The sequence below is a fragment of the Salinimicrobium maris genome (assembly GCF_049680855.1).
Classification (GTDB): Bacteria; Bacteroidota; Bacteroidia; order Flavobacteriales; family Flavobacteriaceae; genus Salinimicrobium.
This window is the reverse complement of the sequence record NZ_JBMPGS010000002.1, coordinates 232,681-249,862: the sequence shown is the minus strand read 5'-3', so window position 1 is coordinate 249,862 and position 17,182 is coordinate 232,681. Positions and strand designations below refer to the sequence as shown.

17 protein-coding genes are annotated in these 17,182 nt (G+C 37.6%); 5 read left to right on the top strand and 12 right to left on the bottom strand.

Annotation, left to right across the window (positions count from 1 at the left end; all coding sequences use genetic code 11):
- The first annotated feature begins 53 nt into the window (after positions 1-53).
- Positions 54-599: a DUF4251 domain-containing protein gene (locus ACOV1Q_RS06670; protein ID WP_424493617.1), complete on the top strand. Its 546-nt coding sequence runs from the start codon at positions 54-56 to the stop codon at positions 597-599.
- A gap of 228 nt (positions 600-827) precedes the next feature.
- On the opposite strand, the gene ACOV1Q_RS06665 is transcribed toward ACOV1Q_RS06670, so the two are convergent.
- From ACOV1Q_RS06665 to ACOV1Q_RS06645, 5 genes are all read right to left on the bottom strand, one after another.
- On the bottom strand, positions 828-1,202 hold the full coding sequence (locus tag ACOV1Q_RS06665; protein WP_424493616.1) for a hypothetical protein: 375 nt from the start codon (positions 1,200-1,202) through the stop codon (positions 828-830).
- Between the two features lie 54 nt (positions 1,203-1,256).
- The gene (locus ACOV1Q_RS06660; protein WP_424493615.1) at positions 1,257-1,694 is read right to left on the bottom strand and encodes a hypothetical protein; all 438 of its coding nucleotides are present in this window, start codon (positions 1,692-1,694) and stop codon (positions 1,257-1,259) included.
- A 134-nt stretch (positions 1,695-1,828) separates the two neighbouring features.
- Entirely contained in the window at positions 1,829-2,245 is a 417-nt protein-coding gene (locus ACOV1Q_RS06655; RefSeq protein WP_424493614.1) for a hypothetical protein, read from the bottom strand.
- Positions 2,246-2,706: 461 nt separating this feature from the next.
- The gene (locus tag ACOV1Q_RS06650) at positions 2,707-3,216 is read right to left on the bottom strand and encodes a hypothetical protein (protein ID WP_424493613.1); all 510 of its coding nucleotides are present in this window, start codon (positions 3,214-3,216) and stop codon (positions 2,707-2,709) included.
- Positions 3,217-4,072: 856 nt separating this feature from the next.
- Positions 4,073-5,665, bottom strand: a complete 1,593-nt coding sequence (locus tag ACOV1Q_RS06645) for a Ppx/GppA phosphatase family protein (RefSeq protein WP_424493612.1) — start codon at positions 5,663-5,665, stop codon at positions 4,073-4,075.
- Between the two features lie 298 nt (positions 5,666-5,963).
- Between ACOV1Q_RS06645 and ACOV1Q_RS06640 the strand changes: the two genes are divergently transcribed.
- Positions 5,964-6,698 carry a peptidase associated/transthyretin-like domain-containing protein gene (locus ACOV1Q_RS06640; RefSeq protein ID WP_424493611.1) on the top strand — a complete coding sequence of 245 codons (735 nt, stop codon included), beginning with the start codon at positions 5,964-5,966 and terminating at the stop codon, positions 6,696-6,698.
- A gap of 62 nt (positions 6,699-6,760) precedes the next feature.
- On the opposite strand, the gene ACOV1Q_RS06635 is transcribed toward ACOV1Q_RS06640, so the two are convergent.
- A complete protein-coding gene (locus ACOV1Q_RS06635; protein WP_424493610.1) occupies positions 6,761-7,480 on the bottom strand; it encodes a DUF3667 domain-containing protein in 720 nt (239 codons plus the stop codon).
- 346 nt (positions 7,481-7,826) lie between these two features.
- Here ACOV1Q_RS06635 and ACOV1Q_RS06630 point away from each other — a divergent pair, with 346 nt between their 5' ends.
- Positions 7,827-10,133: a S9 family peptidase gene (locus ACOV1Q_RS06630; protein ID WP_424493609.1), complete on the top strand. Its 2,307-nt coding sequence runs from the start codon at positions 7,827-7,829 to the stop codon at positions 10,131-10,133.
- Between the two features lie 26 nt (positions 10,134-10,159).
- Here the strand turns inward: ACOV1Q_RS06630 and ACOV1Q_RS06625 are convergent, their stop codons facing one another.
- From ACOV1Q_RS06625 to ACOV1Q_RS06615, 3 genes are all read right to left on the bottom strand, one after another.
- Positions 10,160-10,342, bottom strand: coding sequence for a hypothetical protein (locus ACOV1Q_RS06625; RefSeq protein ID WP_424493608.1), 183 nt, complete (start codon positions 10,340-10,342; stop codon positions 10,160-10,162).
- A 5-nt stretch (positions 10,343-10,347) separates the two neighbouring features.
- The gene (locus tag ACOV1Q_RS06620; RefSeq protein ID WP_424493607.1) at positions 10,348-10,827 is read right to left on the bottom strand and encodes a DUF1569 domain-containing protein; all 480 of its coding nucleotides are present in this window, start codon (positions 10,825-10,827) and stop codon (positions 10,348-10,350) included.
- Positions 10,828-10,957: 130 nt separating this feature from the next.
- On the bottom strand, positions 10,958-11,320 hold the full coding sequence (locus ACOV1Q_RS06615; protein WP_424493606.1) for a hypothetical protein: 363 nt from the start codon (positions 11,318-11,320) through the stop codon (positions 10,958-10,960).
- Between the two features lie 415 nt (positions 11,321-11,735).
- On the opposite strand from ACOV1Q_RS06615, the gene ACOV1Q_RS06610 reads away from it, so the two are divergent.
- Positions 11,736-12,749 (top strand): zinc-binding alcohol dehydrogenase family protein, encoded by a 1,014-nt coding sequence (locus ACOV1Q_RS06610; protein WP_424493605.1) that lies wholly within the window; start codon positions 11,736-11,738, stop codon positions 12,747-12,749.
- Positions 12,750-12,828: 79 nt separating this feature from the next.
- Here the strand turns inward: ACOV1Q_RS06610 and ACOV1Q_RS06605 are convergent, their stop codons facing one another.
- On the bottom strand, positions 12,829-14,148 hold the full coding sequence (locus ACOV1Q_RS06605; RefSeq protein ID WP_424493604.1) for a DEAD/DEAH box helicase: 1,320 nt from the start codon (positions 14,146-14,148) through the stop codon (positions 12,829-12,831).
- Between the two features lie 134 nt (positions 14,149-14,282).
- A complete protein-coding gene (locus tag ACOV1Q_RS06600) occupies positions 14,283-14,738 on the bottom strand; it encodes a universal stress protein (RefSeq protein WP_424493603.1) in 456 nt (151 codons plus the stop codon).
- A 322-nt stretch (positions 14,739-15,060) separates the two neighbouring features.
- Here ACOV1Q_RS06600 and ACOV1Q_RS06595 point away from each other — a divergent pair, with 322 nt between their 5' ends.
- Positions 15,061-16,302, top strand: coding sequence for an APC family permease (locus ACOV1Q_RS06595; RefSeq protein WP_424493602.1), 1,242 nt, complete (start codon positions 15,061-15,063; stop codon positions 16,300-16,302).
- Between the two features lie 36 nt (positions 16,303-16,338).
- Here ACOV1Q_RS06595 and ACOV1Q_RS06590 read toward each other — a convergent pair whose 3' ends face one another.
- Positions 16,339-16,992 carry a hypothetical protein gene (locus tag ACOV1Q_RS06590; RefSeq protein ID WP_424493601.1) on the bottom strand — a complete coding sequence of 218 codons (654 nt, stop codon included), beginning with the start codon at positions 16,990-16,992 and terminating at the stop codon, positions 16,339-16,341.
- Positions 16,993-17,182: the final 190 nt, after the last annotated feature.

Here is a 17,182-nt window from a genome sequence, read left to right as displayed (position 1 = left end):
AGTATTCTGGTTTAAAAATTGATGATGTAGAGGATAACAATTAAATAGAACTTATGAGACATTTTAGAGCATCAAATTCACTGCTGAATTATAACCGCTGGAATACGCTAATGCTCATGATCCTAATGTTTTTTACGGCGGTTTCCTGCGGAAGTACAAAGAACAGCGAAGATGTAGAGAAGATGGATCAACTTCGGAATCTTGTTGAAAGTAGACAATTCGAAATTCAGAATGAATGGGCTTACCCTTTGAGCGGCGGCAACATTAATCTTATTGGTAATCCCAATTATATCCGTTTTGAAGGAGATAGTGTGAATGTTTTCTTACCTTATTTTGGAGTACGTCACAGTGGCGGAGGATACGGTACAGAAGGCGGAATTAAATTTAAAGGTGTAGCCGAAGATCTTGAAGTTGTAAAAGGACAAAATGAGAACAGGCTTTTATTGAATTTTGGAGGAGACCAGGGAAATGAAGATTTGAATTTTACAGTGACTTTATATCCAAATGGTAAAGCGCGTACTTCGGTTACAAGTTCGCAACGACAGTCCATCAATTATCAGGGAGAAATAAGAGAAAGAACCCAGAGTGAGAAAAAATAGTAATTTTGGGGAAGCTTATTAATATGGAAAGAGTTTACGGTTAACCCTGGTCTAGAAAATATTTCAATAGCGTATTTTCAAAAATTCGAGAGGGAAAAGGTGATTTTCAAAAAAGGGGTTTATTGGGATCTTTTTAAAAGGTCAAATTTCTTGCTAGCTGTGCAGGATCCAAAATTTTCTATTTTACATAATATAAATTATAGTTCAAATATACGGAGGTGAATTTACTTAGAAGATATGAAATCTGTACTGGATTTCTTCTCCGGTCTTTGCGGAAGCTTTGTACAGGTCAATCCGATTTACCGTTCCAACAGCAGGAATTATAACCGTCGCATCTTTATTACCTGATGTTCTGCATTTGTATATGATTTCCTCATTGGAACGTTCAATTTTCCTGATATATAGAATTTCAAATTCTTTTCCTTTAGAATTTTCAGTACTCAAAATAATTGCATTTTCCTCAATAGCTATCGTCCTTTTGATCTCCTGATAATTTGATTTAAAAATTGACGGCCAGGTTTGTGTAACCGGTGAATCATAGACATGTTGATTCCAGGCCAGCAACGGACAAATTAAGATGAGTATTTGGATGAAAATTTTCAAGTTTAAAATGATTTTTTACCGGGATTCCCGTAGTTTATTTTTTAATTTGTTAATTCAATATTCATATATTATTCTTTGGTCCCAACCTTCTATGTTTAGCAATAATTCGTCTTGTCCATCAAGTTGAAAGGGTGTTAATTCAAAAGAAATGGTCTTTTGAAAAACAGCTAAACAAGCTTGGTTATTTATCAGTTCTATTTTAACGGCTCTCGCATAAGGGTCAGCTGTATAAAAAGCATTTACACTGTATAAATGCATTTCCCAAGGTGTGGGGTCGCAACCGCTTGAACTGACGGTTACTTCTAAACAATTCCCACTTAGTTGAATTTCATTTAAAGTGTAATTAGATGTATTAATTTCACTGAAATCTTCCTCTTCAATAACTTCAGCTAAAGAGTCGCAGGTGAATTCGTTAGGCGAATTGTCATCATCTTTGGAACAGGAAATGAATAGCGTTCCAACTAATATTGTAGATGCAAAGATCTTTTTCATGGCAGGTCTTTTTATTAAATTACAATGTTGTGTGTGATGGGCCAATCACAATTATTTTCAATGATTTAGACTAATCTCGCGGCCGGTTTTAATTAATTGTTTAAGTATTCTAGATATCATTTATATCCCATATCCTATATCCTGCTGGTAATGGTATTTTTGACAATGATCTCATTCATTTTTTGAGAATCAGATTCTGCTATTTCATTTAATTTAAAAGTTACCATTTTACCATCAACTTTCGTTATTGTGAATTTTCCTTCGTTCATTTCCGTAGCTTTAATATCATCAAATTTCAATGTTTTACCTATAAAGGAATTAACCCGGATATACGCTCCCCTTCTATTCCATTGAAAATAATTCTTAAACCAAAATATCCGTGTGAAATAAGTCACTTGAAGTAAAAATCCGCTGGCACTTATATAATCGTTTAGTTTAGGATTCTCAAAATCAAAAACTTTAAAAGTTCCTGTTAGAATAAGAACGAGGCCAAGGATTAAAATGGAAATCCAAATCCAATTTTTCATATTGTCGAAGTATATTTTTTTCATCTGTATGTTCTTTTAAGTTTTACGAGTTTTCACTGAAAAATCAGATGTTTCATAAATTAGCTTTAAAATCATCTTTTTTAGCTGCAGCTTTAATCAATTTGATTTGGCTTTACTCCGTAAATATGCTCTGAATATTTTTATCATTCTCCAGGATGTAAAAATCAGGAGGATATAAATCAAGAGGTGCTGTTTCTTAAAGATTAATTCGCTGAAGAAATTGGTTAACCACAAAATTGATAGGCCAAATCCAACCAACCACAATATAAAAAATGATTGAAGTTGCTTCTTCGACGGATTCCTTAGTAATGTATTTTTTTTTGTTCATAAGTTACTGATACTTTGACCTCAAAGAGCCATAGATTAATCAATAAACTTTGTTTTTAATCGATAGTCAAAAATGTCATTTTTGAAAGGTATTCCTCGCTTTGTATTGCTAAATATTGTTCACTTATTATATTGAATTAATATCTGTATCCGAAAACTCTCTTTTGCTTGTACTTTCCATAGTACCTCAAAGAAAATAAAATTAAAATAAGGATAGTTAAATACACCCATCTACCTGTAATTAGTAGAAGAAGGTAATCAAGGAAAATTCCTGTAGTGAGGAATGAGGCAAACTTTAGAAATAATGCACCGCCACCGGCATACGAAAACTTATGATAAGAAGACATGTAGATGCCCAACGGTTTAATAAAGTCGCTAAAGTATTTATCGGATACTTCCTCGGTCACTTCGCTTTCTATTAACAATCGTTCAAGATATTCCAGAATCAGTTCTTTTTTCCTTAATCGGCCTAAAGCAACTCGATTTGAATAGTTTTTTTTAACCGGTATGGTTTCCTGTTCAGAGGTCAATGTATGAATGAAATTTGAAAGAGAGCGAAAATGAATCATCCTGCTATCTTCTCGATAGATCTTTCTAACCTTAATCAATAGTTGGTTCAATTCTTTATCTAAATCCGCTTCTGTCAATTTTATTTCTTGTTTTCGTCGTGCGCAATGATTCCGCTTTTATTTATTAGGAAAACACCTTTCTAATATCTTTTATTCGGAGTACCTCGATTTCAGTACCAGAATAAAAATCGAACTATTGGTAAGATTCGCTCATCTTAATTAGTATTTAGTATGACTTTTCTTGTTTCATATTTTTGCCAAAGGTTATGGTCATGGACGAATCGCGGGAATAGGTACACGATTTTGTCGGCTTAACCTTTAGTTTCAAGATTCTAATTCTTCGGCAAAACCCGCTATTTCCTATAACTAATGTTGGTTTTTACGGTTACTTCGCTTGTTTTATTTTCCTTCATTTAGTAATTCAGGAATTACGATTTATTTTGTCTTTTAATTATTTATAAAAGGAGATAATATCCCTGTAATGAAAGATGAACCAATTTCTGCAAGGGCAAGAATTACCATTACGAGTAGAACAAATTTTTTCTTTGTTAGATTTTTCATATTTAATTATTTTTAATTTCAGAATTTATTGAGCAATTCTATAACTTGCTATATTCAACTTTCACTTCAATTCGTCTTTAAATTCAGAATACAAATAAAAAAGAGGATTTATTTCAAATTATTTTCAAAAATTCAAGATTGTTCTTATTTTATTGTAAGTTTTGAACTGAGATATGAATATAATTGCATTTCTGATACTGCTCCTGTATGAACATTTTACTATTATGTAATTTAATTTCTGAAAGGTTATATTTTTATTTTTCAAGCCTTTATGATCTAGAAAGGAAAAATTTCTGAGCAATAAAGCTATAAAATGTTCTATTCTTTTCTCCTGTTAAACATATTGGATAAAATAAAAAATAAAGCATGAACTCTACCCTATAGTTTCTATTTTTTCCTTCCCTGCCAAGATCTTTAACGACCTACCCGTTACTTTCTCAAACAATCTGCACTTGCGCATTGCGCCCCAAATTTCCAGTTCAGGATCACCTTCAGTAGTAATGCGAAGAAGGATCTTTTCCGGCTCTTTTACGATCTCCAGCTCACGTACATTCTGGTAATGACTGCGATCCAGTCCGTCTGCCACCCGCAAGATACCTGATAGTCTTTTTACACGTTTCCGAAGGGATTTATCCAGTTCTTTATAAGGCAGATGCCGCTTATGTGGCGTTGACCTGCGATGATACCTGGCAACATTGGCCATAATATTAATTTCATCTTCCGTGAACCCGCGCAAATCTGAATTCCTGATGAGATACAAAGCGTGTTTGTGATGTTTCCGGTGTGAGATATGATAACCTATATCATGCATAAGGCTGGCATATTCCAATAACTCACGATCATTGGCCGAAAGTTCAAGATCCTCCTTAAAGGCGTCAAAAAGTTGTATCGCCAACTTTGTGACATGCAGGGAATGCTCCTTTTGCCAGTGGCACTTGCGCAGGAGCTCATACACGCTTTTTTTCCGGGGATCGGGGAAAGACGTACTTGGTTCCGGCCCCGGCGACTTCTGTTGTGCATTGATATAATTAAGGATCATCCCGTCACGCAAGGCTGCTTCAGAAATCTTTACATTTTCAATATGAAATTCCTCGACAAGATACTTTAGCAAGACCATTCCTGGATTTATGATATCTACCCTCTTCTCTTCCAGTGCCTTCTCTTTTGTACGCTCCTTTTTATTCAGCTTGATAAATTTCTTGTAAAAAGAGTCGAATTCGGTACTGCTGAAAACCAGCTCATTTAGAGACCTGCTAGATGAAATCGAGTTCCTGTTTGCGATCATGGATGCGATGTTCTCCATGGTGCCGGAAGAGCCAATCATCGTTTTTACAGGATATTTTTGAAGTACTTCGCGAAGTTCTTTCAGTTCTTTTTCAAAATGCTTTTTCAGCGCTTTTTTTTCCTCTTTGCTAATGGGATCTTCCTTGACAAAATTGGCCGCCATTCGAGCTACTCCCAGTTTTAAGCTGGTAACGTATTTAAAATTTTCCCTGTTTCCCAGAATAAATTCCACACTTCCGCCGCCAATATCCACCATAAGCACATTTTCCTGGTTTAAGGCAATACTATGGCGCACGGCCAAACCAATGAGTTCGGCTTCCATTTTACCAGATATTGCACGGGCTTTGATCCCCACTTCATCAATGGTTCGCTGAATAAAATCTCCGCCATTGTCTGCTTCCCTTATGGCACTTGTGGCGTAGGCGAGAATTTGCTCCACCTGGTGGCTGTCACAAAGGAACTTAATCCTTTTTAAGGCTTCCACTCCCCTATCCATTGCGGCTTCACTGAGGTGATTGTCCATTCCGGTTTCTGCAAGAATGACCATTTCCTTGAGTTTATCGATTGTTCGAAAACTGCCGTCGGGATAAATATCTACCATGACGGCATGAAAAGAATTCGTTCCCAGGTCTATTGCCGCAATTCGTTTTGTGGGAGTCGGGTGTGCCGGAGGTTCTGTCATAAAAGTTCGGGTTCTGTTTCCCGGAACCTCTAAAATAGAAAATTTGAAACAATATTATGTGCATGCATTTCAGGAAGGCGCTATTTCTTCAGGTGATTAAAATTGCAAGCAAAGGAATAGAGGAAAAAATGCATTCAAAAATGCTATTTTTAAACCTAATTAATTGTTTCAGAAAATTTTCCTTTCAAAAGTTCTAGCTTTTAAACATGGCTTATAATACCATTTTTCAATACTGCCTGTCAAATGGATCCCTTCTTTGGGAATAAATAGGCTACTTTTATCCGCAGATAATTCAATAATGAGATTTCTTCTTCTTTTTCTTTTGGGCATGTTCTCCTGCGGAATTTACGGGCAGGAAAGAGAACTCATTACCGCTGTGGTAGTGAAGAACGATTCGGTAGTTCAGAATGTGCATGTCAGGAATGTTTCTTTCGGGAAATATTCTGTCACCAATAAAAAGGGCGAATTCAGCATTCATGCTATGGCCGGTGATACGCTTGTACTTTCTCACGTAAGCACGATGGATTATATCAAGACCTTTTCAAATGCAGAAATGCAGCAGAAACCTCTGATGATTGTGATGCAGGAGCGCTCCAACGAACTGGACGAGGTCGTATTAAATGAATATTCCGATATTAATGCGGTTAGCCTGGGAATTATTCCGCACGAAATTGAAACGCCGACGCTTAATGAAAGAAGGCTTCATACCGCCGGCGATTTCAAGCCTATTCATTTACTGGGCCTTTTAGGTGGTTCTTTACAGGTTGATCCTATTCTGAACGCCATAAACGGAAGAACAAAAAGGCTAAAGCGGAATATTCGTTATGAAAACAAAGAAGTTAATATTGCATTTTTGCGCAACAGATTTTCAGAATACATGCGGGAAAACATGGGACTATCTGAAGAAGATATCCTTAAACTCACCAATTTTGCCATAGGTGAAGAAAATGCGCAAGTGGTCATTGACTCCGGAAATGAAGAACAGGTGAAATTCTTTCTGCAAGATACCTGGATCAAACTTCAGAAGTTATAGAACAAATGCCTTTTTGAAGGATCGTATTTTCTTGCTATTACCTGAAGTCTGTTCCTCTCACGTTACAAAGTGAGCAATAAAGCGATGAAAATTAGAAATTGTGACAGGATTCCAATTAGAAGAATGGGAATATAACCGAGTACAATTCCAAAAAATGATTTGAAAATGCCATTTTTAAAGATCATTTTATAGAAGTAAGTGGCTGCCACAAAGGTAACGGCTGTGGCCATGTACATGATGATCACAGAATCTGTGCCATAGGTTAATAGGCCAAGGATAGCACTTATCCAGTAAGTAGTTCCAAAAACAAAAGAGTTGATCGCCATATTTTCGGCGTAGTTAAATTTCTGTTTACCAAAGAAAAGCCAGGTAACCCAGCTTACAAAGGGAATGGATAGTATGATGATGATGTTTTGATATGACATATAGATTTCCTGCATACGGGTCATAAGTTCCCAAAGCGGAAGGTTTGTTTGCTGTTCCAAAACCTGGTAATCGTCCATACTCCCATTTTGAATGGTCGCTATCATATTGGTGAAACTGGGGTGTGCCAAAAGGATCAAAGTACTGGTGGCAACTCCAAAAAGTAAGTACCTGAAAGGGTTAAATACCTTTTTTCGGTTTTCATCAAGGTAAACAGACACGAGTTTTCCTGGCTGCCGCAACATATTATAAAAAGTGAAAAGCAAACCTTTTTCAAAATAAAAGTGACTTAACACTTCATTTTTTATTTCCTTGACTGTGAGCCTATTGTGCGGGTTGGTTGGTAGTGTATTTTCCATAACTTTTTAGATTAAACGGAAGAATATTTTTGAAAAGTACCTTATTTATTCATCACAGTCAACCTCATTTTTCTTAAAATTTTAAGTTATCTGGTGAATTAGTGAATATCATATCTATTTATTTAAAAATTTTTTTGAGATGTTTAAAGCTCATTTGCGGCTTAAGAATCCAGGTACAACTGGGCTTCGAAACAATTTTCTTGTCTTCGGCTTTATAAAAAAGAGAGAAGAAAATTTCCGAATTGAAAAGTTTTTACAAACAGGAAAAAAATTAAAATAAAATCCTAATTTTAAACACTTTAGATAACTCGGCATTTATAGCTTATCAACCTAATTATAAATAGTAATGAAAAATTCACTTTTAAAGATTTCAGCATTCATGGTGATATTATTTAGCAGTACCACTACAAAGGCTCAGGAAATTGAAGGAACCTGGGAAGGAAAACTATCGGTACAGGGAATGGAACTGCCCTTAAAATTTCACATTAGCAAAGAGGAAGACTCTTATACAGCTACAATGGACAGCCCAAACCAGGGCGCCTTCGGCCTGGCAATGGACCAGGTAAGCCTGGAAAATGATGAGCTAAACATGAGCTATGCACAAATTGGTGCGCGTTATTCAGGACAACTGGAAGGTGAAACCATTACAGGTACTTTTTTCCAGAGTGGTCAGGAACTTCCACTGGTTTTAAATAAGGTAGAAAACAAATTACCGGGAAATACTTCCCTTCCTTCTTCCGACGAGGACCTGGAAGAACTTGCAAACTGGGATTCAGGAAAATACAAGTACCAGGTAGAAGATTATTTTGCCAAACCAAAAGCCAGGAGTTTCCAGTTTTCGCCCAACGGGAAATACATTTCTTACAGGGAAAAGGATGAGAATGGCAAGAACCACGTGTATGTTAAAAATCTGGAGACAGAAGAGATTACGAGGGCTATTGAAGAGGAAGAAGAGCTTATAAGAGGCTATGGCTGGGCAAATGAAACCAGGCTTATCTACGTGATGGACAAAGGCGGAAATGAAAATTATCATTTGTTCGCTGCAGATCTTGACGGAACCAATGAAAAGGAACTAACCCCGTATGATGATGTACAGGTGAGCATTCTCAATCAGTTAAAAGAAGATAAGGATCATCTTATCATTTCCATGAATAAGAATAATCCGCAGGTTTTTGAGCCTTACAAGATCAATATTAATAATGGAGAGCTTGAGCAACTATATGAAAACGAAGATGTAGCCAACCCAATTATGGGATACATCTTTGATAAAGACGGAAAACTTAGAGGGTTTTCCAAACTTAGGGATGGCGTAAATATGGATCTTTATTATACACTAGACGGAGTGAATTATGAGCTGATGAAACAAACCAGCTGGAAAGATACATTTTCTCCTCAATTCACCTACAATCCCGAAAATCCACATGAAGCTTATGTGATCTCCAATTTAGACAGTGACAAAACCGAAGTATATCTTTATGATCTAAAAGAAGATAAGATCCTGAAAAGGCTGTTTTCAAATGAGAATTACGATATCTCCGGCGTTTCGCAATCACGAAACAGGGATTACGAACTTGATTACTATTCTTATGAAGGAGAGAAACAGGAAATTGTTCCGGTAAGCGATTACTTTAAAAAACTACATGCCAGCATTACCAGTAAATTTCCGGGGAAAAATTATTCTATAGCCGACAAAACCGACGACGAAAGCAAATTCTTGATCTTTGTCCAAAGTGATAAATTATATGGCGAATACTACTCGTATGATCCTTCAAAAGATGATTTCCAGCTGGTGTATAACTTAATGCCTCAGTTAAAAGAAGAAGACATGGCCGAAATGCGGCCAATCACTTTCAAGAGCCGTGATGGGGTTACGCTGCATGGTTATATAACCCTTCCGAAAGAGGCACTGGAAGGCAAAAAAGTTCCGGTGATCGTAAATCCTCACGGCGGGCCACAAGGTATCAGGGATTCCTGGGGCTTCAATCCTGAAGCACAATTATTTGCCAGCAGGGGTTATGCAACTTTGCAGGTAAACTTCAGGATTTCGGGAGGATATGGAAAAGAGTTCCTTGAATCTGGTTTTAAGGAAATTGGCAGAAAAGCCATGGATGATGTGGAGGACGGACTTCAATATGTGATCGATCAAGGCTGGGTAGACAAAGATAAAGCAGCTATTTACGGTGGTAGTCACGGTGGCTATGCTGTTTTACGCGGACTCACAAAGACTCCCGACCTTTATGCCTGTGGTGTGGATTATGTGGGAGTGTCTAACCTGTTTACATTTATGCAAACTATTCCGCCATACTGGAAGCCATACGAATCTATCCTGAAGGAAATATGGTACGATGAAGACGTGCCCGAAGAAAAAATGATCATGGAAGAGGTTTCTCCTGTTTATCATATAGATAAGATCAAAAAGCCGTTATTCGTAGTACAAGGTGCAAACGACCCAAGGGTGAACATTGACGAATCTGACCAGATTGTTTCTTCTCTTCGCGAAAAAGGAGTAGATGTCCCTTACATGGTGAAGTATGATGAAGGCCACGGTTTTGCCAAGGAAGAAAACTCAATAGAACTTTACAAAGCCATGCTGGGCTTTTTTGCAAAACATTTAAAAAAGGAAGTTTTGGAAGAGCCGCAAATTAAAGGTTAAACACAATTTCTCATACAAGAAGCTACTTAGGAAACGTACATCACTCTTAACTGCTGAAAACCTGCAGTATTGTTGAAGCTAATGGACGCATTCCTAAGTAGCTTTTCTATTACCAGGAAATCAGGAAAAGTTTCAATGGCAGTTTTTGGTTTAGCTTTTTTGGCAATGAAAGTGGCCTGAACTTTTGTTATTACATTATCCTTATGCAAAAAATCTATTTCTTTTCAGCATCTAGAATATCCCTTATGATCTTGAGGTGGTGCCGCGTGTGAATGGCGAGAAATCTTTTGGTTTCTTTCCTGTTGAGTTTGTTGAAATACGGGTGTTCAAAATGGGCATTTTCATCTACTTCTGTGAAATAGCCAATTTTGCCCAGGGCCTCCTTTAACTGCATTTCCAGGTGTTCTTTGCTAATCTCCTGCGGCGGGAGAACGGCTTTAGGCGATTTGGCTTTTCCGCGCGGAATGTGTCCTGTAGTAAGAACGAGGATTTTCAAGAAATTGAAGGAGCTTTTGTATTCTTCAGGGTCGGAAGCCTTTAATGCGTCTAAAATATTATTAAAAACCTTGAGGCTATGGCTTAAATGCCAACCTACAGGAGCTTTGGAAACATTTGTGCGCAAAACTTCCCTGTCCTTAATGTAAAGTTCCATCTCTTTAAGCTGTTCTTGCAGCACTTGTGTGTCTTCTTTCATAAAGTTACAGATATAAGATTCCTACAAATTAGGGCTTAATCCTTTATCACAAAAAGAAAAACAGAAAGATCAAGAAAGCGTAAAAATGGGGATGAAAAAGCCATTTTTGGATGATTAGTAGTTGCTGGTTTTATACTACTACAACATCTTCCCTGCTCAACTGTACATTCTTATTAATTATTTTAGCATAAAACTCCAGATCTGCTTTTCCAGATTTAAAAGAATTCTCCAGCCATTTTTCTGCAGAATTGACCGAAAATGTAAACACCTCGATCGTGGGATACATTACAGAATTGTCTTTGGAAATATTGATCCCTATTTCAATAGTTTCATCTTTTTTATTGTAGCTCACATATTTGGCCAGGAAATTATGCTTAATGAGCTCGACCAGTTCCTGCGGAATCTCATTTTTTTGCACGCAATCCTGAAGGTAATATTTAACTACTGCTCCCAAAGAAGCTCTCACTTCCTCTGTTTTTAGATAAATAGACATGATACGGTTTTTTGGTTAATAAGTATAAATTTCTCTGCTGATGAACCTAAAGTATAAATTAACCATTAAATTATTACATCTTAAAGTGTTAAAAATGAGATTATTATGAAATAAATAAAACAGATGTGGTAATGAAGACAAATCAATTTTTTGGTAATACAATTTTTGTGGATTTCACAAATCGGAGGGATTAATTCTATGCATGAACTCCGGCATAGATGTCGAAAAGAACGATTCAGAATGATTTTTTCTGGATATAACTAGGAAAAAATTCAGTTTAAAAGATTGGAGATTTTACCTTTTGTGTTATAAAATGTCCCGTACATTACTATGAGACATTAGCATAAGTTTATAAGTTTCTTCATCTTCATTCTTGCATTTATTAGTATTTTGAAAAATAAAAAATCAATTATTTATGAAAGCTGTAGGCATAAAAAGATCATTACCCATAGAAGAAAAGGATAGTTTCATTGCGTTTGAAACTCCAAAACCTGAACCCGGCGACCATGATATTCTTGTAAAAGTGAAAGCTGTCTCCATAAATCCTGTAGATTTTAAGGTCCGCCAAAGTGCAGCTAAAGAAAAAGAACTGGGTGAGCCCAAAATATTAGGATGGGATGCTGCGGGAGTTGTTGAAGCTGTAGGTAGTAAGGTTCAGCTGTTTAGAGAAGGTGATGAGGTCTATTATGCAGGTGACCTAAAACGTCCCGGCACCAATGCCGAATATCAAGTGGTGGACGAGCGACTGGTAGGCCATAAACCTAAAAATCTTTCTTTTGAAGAGGCAGCGGCAATGCCTCTCACTTCCTTAACTGCAGGGGAAGCAATTTTTGACAGATTCAATTTCAGGGAAAATGAAGGTCGTAACCAAACCGTTTTGGTAATTGGTGGTGCCGGTGGTGTGGGTTCTATAGGAATACAGTTATTAAGCAAATTAACAAAGCTAAAAGTGATAGCTACAGCTTCCAGAAAAGAAACCGAAAAATGGTGTCTTGACCATGGCGCCGATGTTGTGGTGAATCATGAAAACCTTGTAGAGAGCATGAAGGAGAAGGGCTTTGAACAGGTAGATTTCATCCTCAATTTTATTGATACCGATGCTCATTTGGATGCTATGGCCGATTTAATAAAACCGCAGGGTAGCATTTGTATGATTGTTGAAACCAAAGGGCCTGTTGATCTTAACAAGTTTAAGAACAAAAGTGTTTCCCTTCACTGGGAATTGATGTTTACCCGTGCGCTTTACCAAACGGAAGACATGGAAAGACAGCACGAAATACTGGAAAATCTTGGGGTACTTCTTAACCAGGGAACTATTAAATCAACGCTGAACAAAACTTTTAAAGGTCTTACTCCTGAAAGCTTCCGGGAAGCGCATCAACTACAGGAGTCTGGTAAATCTATTGGTAAGAACGTGATCAGTTTTTAAACTGAAATTTCTACTTATAAAAATAAGGTTTTAAATAGCGGTTTTAGAAGAAAGTCTTTGGTAGAAGGGCTGAAAAAAATCAGATCTTACTAATGCGGACTTTCTTCTTTTTAAGACGGCTATTGTTCAAAGATTCGATGAGTTGCTGGGCTTTATTTGCAGGAACGGCTACAAACGCACAATCCTGTTTTAATTCAATATTTCCCAGTTCCTCATTTTGCAAATTTCCCTGCTTCAGAAAAAGACCGGCAATATCCCCTTTTGATATCTTGTCTTTACGTCCCCCGGAAATGAACAGAGTTGCATTAGGAGTTTTCTTTGGAATTGATTTTTTGCCGTTGCCAATCTCATCAACAATAGTGATAGGATCTATAAACTCTGGCAAAGACTGCTTTTCATATTTAAGAACATAGGCAGTACCACTCCTGTGCATTCTCGCCGTGCGGCCGTTCCTGTGGGTAAATTCTTCATATTTTAACGGCAGCTCATAATGAATAATAAAATTGATTTCTGGAACATCGATTCCCCTGGCAGCCAGATCGGTTGCAAGAAGAAGACGGTGCGTTCCATTCCGGAATTTGATAAGAGCTCTTTCCCTGTCCTTTTGGTCTAATCCGCCAAAAAAACAGCTGTGGGCAATTCTATTTTTTTCTAAAAATGTACTGAGTTCGCCCAGGCTTTCTTTAAAATTACAAAAAATAATTCCCGGCTCGTCCCCTGCTTCACGAAGCACTTTCAACAGAATGTCAAGTTTATCCCGGGAACCGGAAACCAGGGTTTTAATTTGGAGTTCAGGTTTTCCCTGATGGAGAAAATCAACAATTTCCGGATCTTTAACTCCGGCAAAATCCGGCACCTTTACACCCTGAGTGGCCGAAGTGAGAACCCTTTTTTGAAGTTGCGGCAGACTTTGAATAATTTCAGACATTTCAGCTTCAAACCCGGTTTCAAGGGATTTATCAAATTCATCCAGAATAAGAAATTGAAGGTCTTCTACAGAAAAAGTTTGCCTTCTAAGATGATCTGCGACCCTTCCCGGTGTGCCAATTAGAACCGTGGGTGCATGCTGAAGTTCAATCTTATCTTTGGAAAATGCACGACCTCCGTAAACTGCATTAGCCTTAAACCCTGAACCCATTTCCCGAAACACCTGCTCTATCTGGATCGCCAGTTCTCTGGAGGGAACCAGAATGAGTGCCTGCACATTTTCACAAGATGCTTGCAGTTCCTTTAGTAGCGGTAATAAAAATGCGAGAGTTTTGCCGCTTCCCGTGGGCGAAAGGAGAATAGTATCCCGGTTCTCAGAAATGGCTTTTTCGGCAGCTTTTTGCATTTCATTCAGCTGAAGGATATTCAGCTTTGCAAGAATTTCAGATTCGGTTTTAATATTTTGTGACATTCTGCAAAAGTACGGCTATTTTTCCGAAGGAAATCCGGTAGTTACTACACTTTCAAATTTAAAATCTTCCGCGGAAATGCCCTTTTTGGATTCTTAGCATTTGTTAAATCTTTAAATAAGCAGAATATTAATGATCACTTACTTACCGGGATCAAATGCACGGGAACATGCGTTTTCTCAAGCACTTTTGAGGCCACTGTTCCCAGAAAAAGTTTTTCAAGCGTAGAATGACTATGGGTTCCCATTACAATAAGATCTGCTCCCCATTCCTTCGCATATCGCAAAATAGCATTGGGGGTATCTCCATTCGCCAGGTGGGTGATCACTGAGGGATCATTTAAATGCTTTGCCGCGCTTTGCAGAAAATCTTCGGTATATTTTCTCATTTCTGAAGCAACAGCAAGATCGGCGGTTACGGCATAGCCATCATATCCCATAAAAGTGGGATATTGGGTGGTATAGTATCCAAGATCGGTCACCACGTGAAGCAGGCAAATTTCAGCTCCCAGCTTTTTTGCCAGTTTATGCCCTTCTTCGGCTACTTTTTCTGAAACCGGGTTATAATCTATGGCAATTAATACTTTTTCCATGACTTCCTGTTTTTGATACCTAATTAAAGTTACGAAAACTGAACTAGGTTTTCTATTCCGGAAGGAAATTTTTGATCTTCATAATATCGTTTACACCTTCGGAAAAACTTTGTCTGGAATCCCATTTTTAAAGGTAAATTTTAAAAATTGTTATACTTTCCTTAGGCCTTGTTAAATCCTATGGCATTTAAATTTCTAAAAAGTATCTTGAAAAAAACCAATCGAACTATGCTGCAACATTATTCCAGGAACTTCTTTTCTTCCGTGAACCAGTTTGTCTATTACCAAAGAAATAAAAGGATAAAAGGATAAACGCATAGGCATGGGAAAAAAGGAACTTAAAAGAACGCTTGGACTATGGGATGTTTTAATGTTTGGAGTTGGAGGTATTGTTGGTGCCGGGATTTATGCCATTATAGGACAGGCCGCGGGGCTTAGTGGAAATATGTTATGGGCAAGTTTTATTATTGCTGCGGTGGTCGCGTTACTTACCGGTCTTTCTTATGCAGAATTTGTAAGCCGCTTTCCCGACTCTGGCGGAAGTTTTGAATATATTAAACAAGGTCTTGGGCCCAAAGCCGCTTTCTCCATGGCTGTTTTCATGGCTTTTACAGGAATTGTGGCAGCGGCTGCCATAGCTATAAGTTTCGCAGATTATTTAAGCAGACTTGTGTCAATTCCCTCATGGATCATCGTCATTGGCGTGGTTGCATTAATGGCATTTTTCAATATTATTGGTGCAAAATACAGTTCTTATTACAACACTGTAGCCACTACTATTACACTTTTAGGCCTTGCTGTAGTCGTAGCTGTATGTATCCCTGAATTTGGAACTACAGATCTTACTGCCCTAAGCGATAAAGGCTGGAACGGAATTCTCTCTGGAGGGGCGCTTATTTTCTTCAGCTATATTGGTTTTGAAGATCTTGTAAAGATGGCAGAGGAAACGAAGAATCCTGAGAAGAACATGCCAAAAGGAGTTCTCTATAGCGGACTCGCAGTACTGCTTATTTATGTTCTGATAGCAATTAGTGCGATAAGTGTCATGGATTATGAAGAACTTTCATCTACAAACGGCCCGTTGGCTGCGGTTGTGGAAACACGTATAGGACAAATAGGAGCTACAGGACTTGTGATAGTAGCACTTTTTGCTACGAGTAAAACCATCTTAAGCAATATTTTGGGCACCTCAAGATTACTTTATGATGTTGCACGAGATAGTGGCGTAGACTGGTTAAAAAAATTCACAACCCTTTCGGGAATGGGAAATACCCCAAATTACGCCATTCTTCTTATCGCCATTCTGGCTATAGGTTTTGGCCTTTTGGGAAATCTTAAACTTGTTGCGAGTATAAGCAACATTTTTATTTTTATAGTTTTTGGACTGGTTAATGTTGCCCTTCTCACTTTCAGATATAAGAACCGCAAAAATCCCTCAGAAAAACCTGCTTTTCATATCCCCTTGAACGTAAACAACATACCTGTTCCTACGGTAATTGCTTTAATTACAATTCTCATCATGTTTGGGTATAACATATACAATATAACACAGGGAAATTTATGACAAGATACCGCCATGCCAATTCAAAATGGAGTTTTTCTATTCCTTTAGCACGATAACATTTGCTTTGGCCCCTGTTAAAAGGTTCCATTCGTTTTTTGTTAAAGGCTGACCCATTTCATCAAGGATCTTCAGTTCAGCCGTATTAGGCCCAGACATTCCCTGATTCAAGGCTTCAAATTCAATGGTATTTAATCCATCTTTCAGTTTTACCAGAATAGGCGCATAAGAAGCTCCTAAAACCAAATTTTCATATAGAACTTCTCCATTCAGAAGAATTCGTACACGATCACCATCTACAAATTCATGATCACGACAATATACTTCAACAAACTTTCCGCCGGTTTTAACATCTCCTAAATACTGGTCCTTTTTATGCGCATCCTTAACATCCTTGTCTTTAAAGGCTTTTGGCTTAAAATTTTCCTGCTTGTACTCCATCAGTCCATTATCGGTTTTCATACTGATGGGCTTTTTTTCATCGGGATTATAAAAAGGATCTTTTGGTGCCGGTAAAAGTCCGTTGGCACTTGGAATTGAGAGTCCCGTACTCTTCGGAATAGATAAAGAATTAGTTTTTTCCGCAGGAATGCTCATTCCTTTTACAGTATTTGTTTTAGTACTGCGGTCGATTTGCGCAGAAACCTGCAACGAGAAACAAGCCAGCGCAACTGTAAAGATAAATTTCCTCATAATTATAGGTCTATCCTGAAACTTCAGGTATTTGATATAATCAAAAACCCTTCCCAAATTTAAAAAATAAATAATTAAGCTGTAAAAGCTCCTTTTTCGAACCCCACTCCTACTCTTCTTTAACGCAGATTTAACCAGCAAATTATTGTGTTTACCCCGCCTATTACGTAATTTGAATATAAAATGAAAA

Coding starts and splice junctions, on each gene's coding strand:
- ACOV1Q_RS06670 (WP_424493617.1), top strand. CDS start 54: ATGAGACATTTTAGAGCATCAAATTCACTGCTGAATTATAACCGCTGG.
- ACOV1Q_RS06660 (WP_424493615.1), bottom strand. CDS start 1,694: ATGAAAAAGATCTTTGCATCTACAATATTAGTTGGAACGCTATTCATT.
- ACOV1Q_RS06655 (WP_424493614.1), bottom strand. CDS start 2,245: ATGAAAAAAATATACTTCGACAATATGAAAAATTGGATTTGGATTTCC.
- ACOV1Q_RS06645 (WP_424493612.1), bottom strand. CDS start 5,665: ATGACAGAACCTCCGGCACACCCGACTCCCACAAAACGAATTGCGGCA.
- ACOV1Q_RS06640 (WP_424493611.1), top strand. CDS start 5,964: ATGAGATTTCTTCTTCTTTTTCTTTTGGGCATGTTCTCCTGCGGAATT.
- ACOV1Q_RS06635 (WP_424493610.1), bottom strand. CDS start 7,480: ATGGAAAATACACTACCAACCAACCCGCACAATAGGCTCACAGTCAAG.
- ACOV1Q_RS06630 (WP_424493609.1), top strand. CDS start 7,827: ATGAAAAATTCACTTTTAAAGATTTCAGCATTCATGGTGATATTATTT.
- ACOV1Q_RS06620 (WP_424493607.1), bottom strand. CDS start 10,827: ATGAAAGAAGACACACAAGTGCTGCAAGAACAGCTTAAAGAGATGGAA.
- ACOV1Q_RS06615 (WP_424493606.1), bottom strand. CDS start 11,320: ATGTCTATTTATCTAAAAACAGAGGAAGTGAGAGCTTCTTTGGGAGCA.
- ACOV1Q_RS06610 (WP_424493605.1), top strand. CDS start 11,736: ATGAAAGCTGTAGGCATAAAAAGATCATTACCCATAGAAGAAAAGGAT.
- ACOV1Q_RS06605 (WP_424493604.1), bottom strand. CDS start 14,148: ATGTCACAAAATATTAAAACCGAATCTGAAATTCTTGCAAAGCTGAAT.
- ACOV1Q_RS06600 (WP_424493603.1), bottom strand. CDS start 14,738: ATGGAAAAAGTATTAATTGCCATAGATTATAACCCGGTTTCAGAAAAA.
- ACOV1Q_RS06595 (WP_424493602.1), top strand. CDS start 15,061: ATGGGAAAAAAGGAACTTAAAAGAACGCTTGGACTATGGGATGTTTTA.
- ACOV1Q_RS06590 (WP_424493601.1), bottom strand. CDS start 16,992: ATGAGGAAATTTATCTTTACAGTTGCGCTGGCTTGTTTCTCGTTGCAG.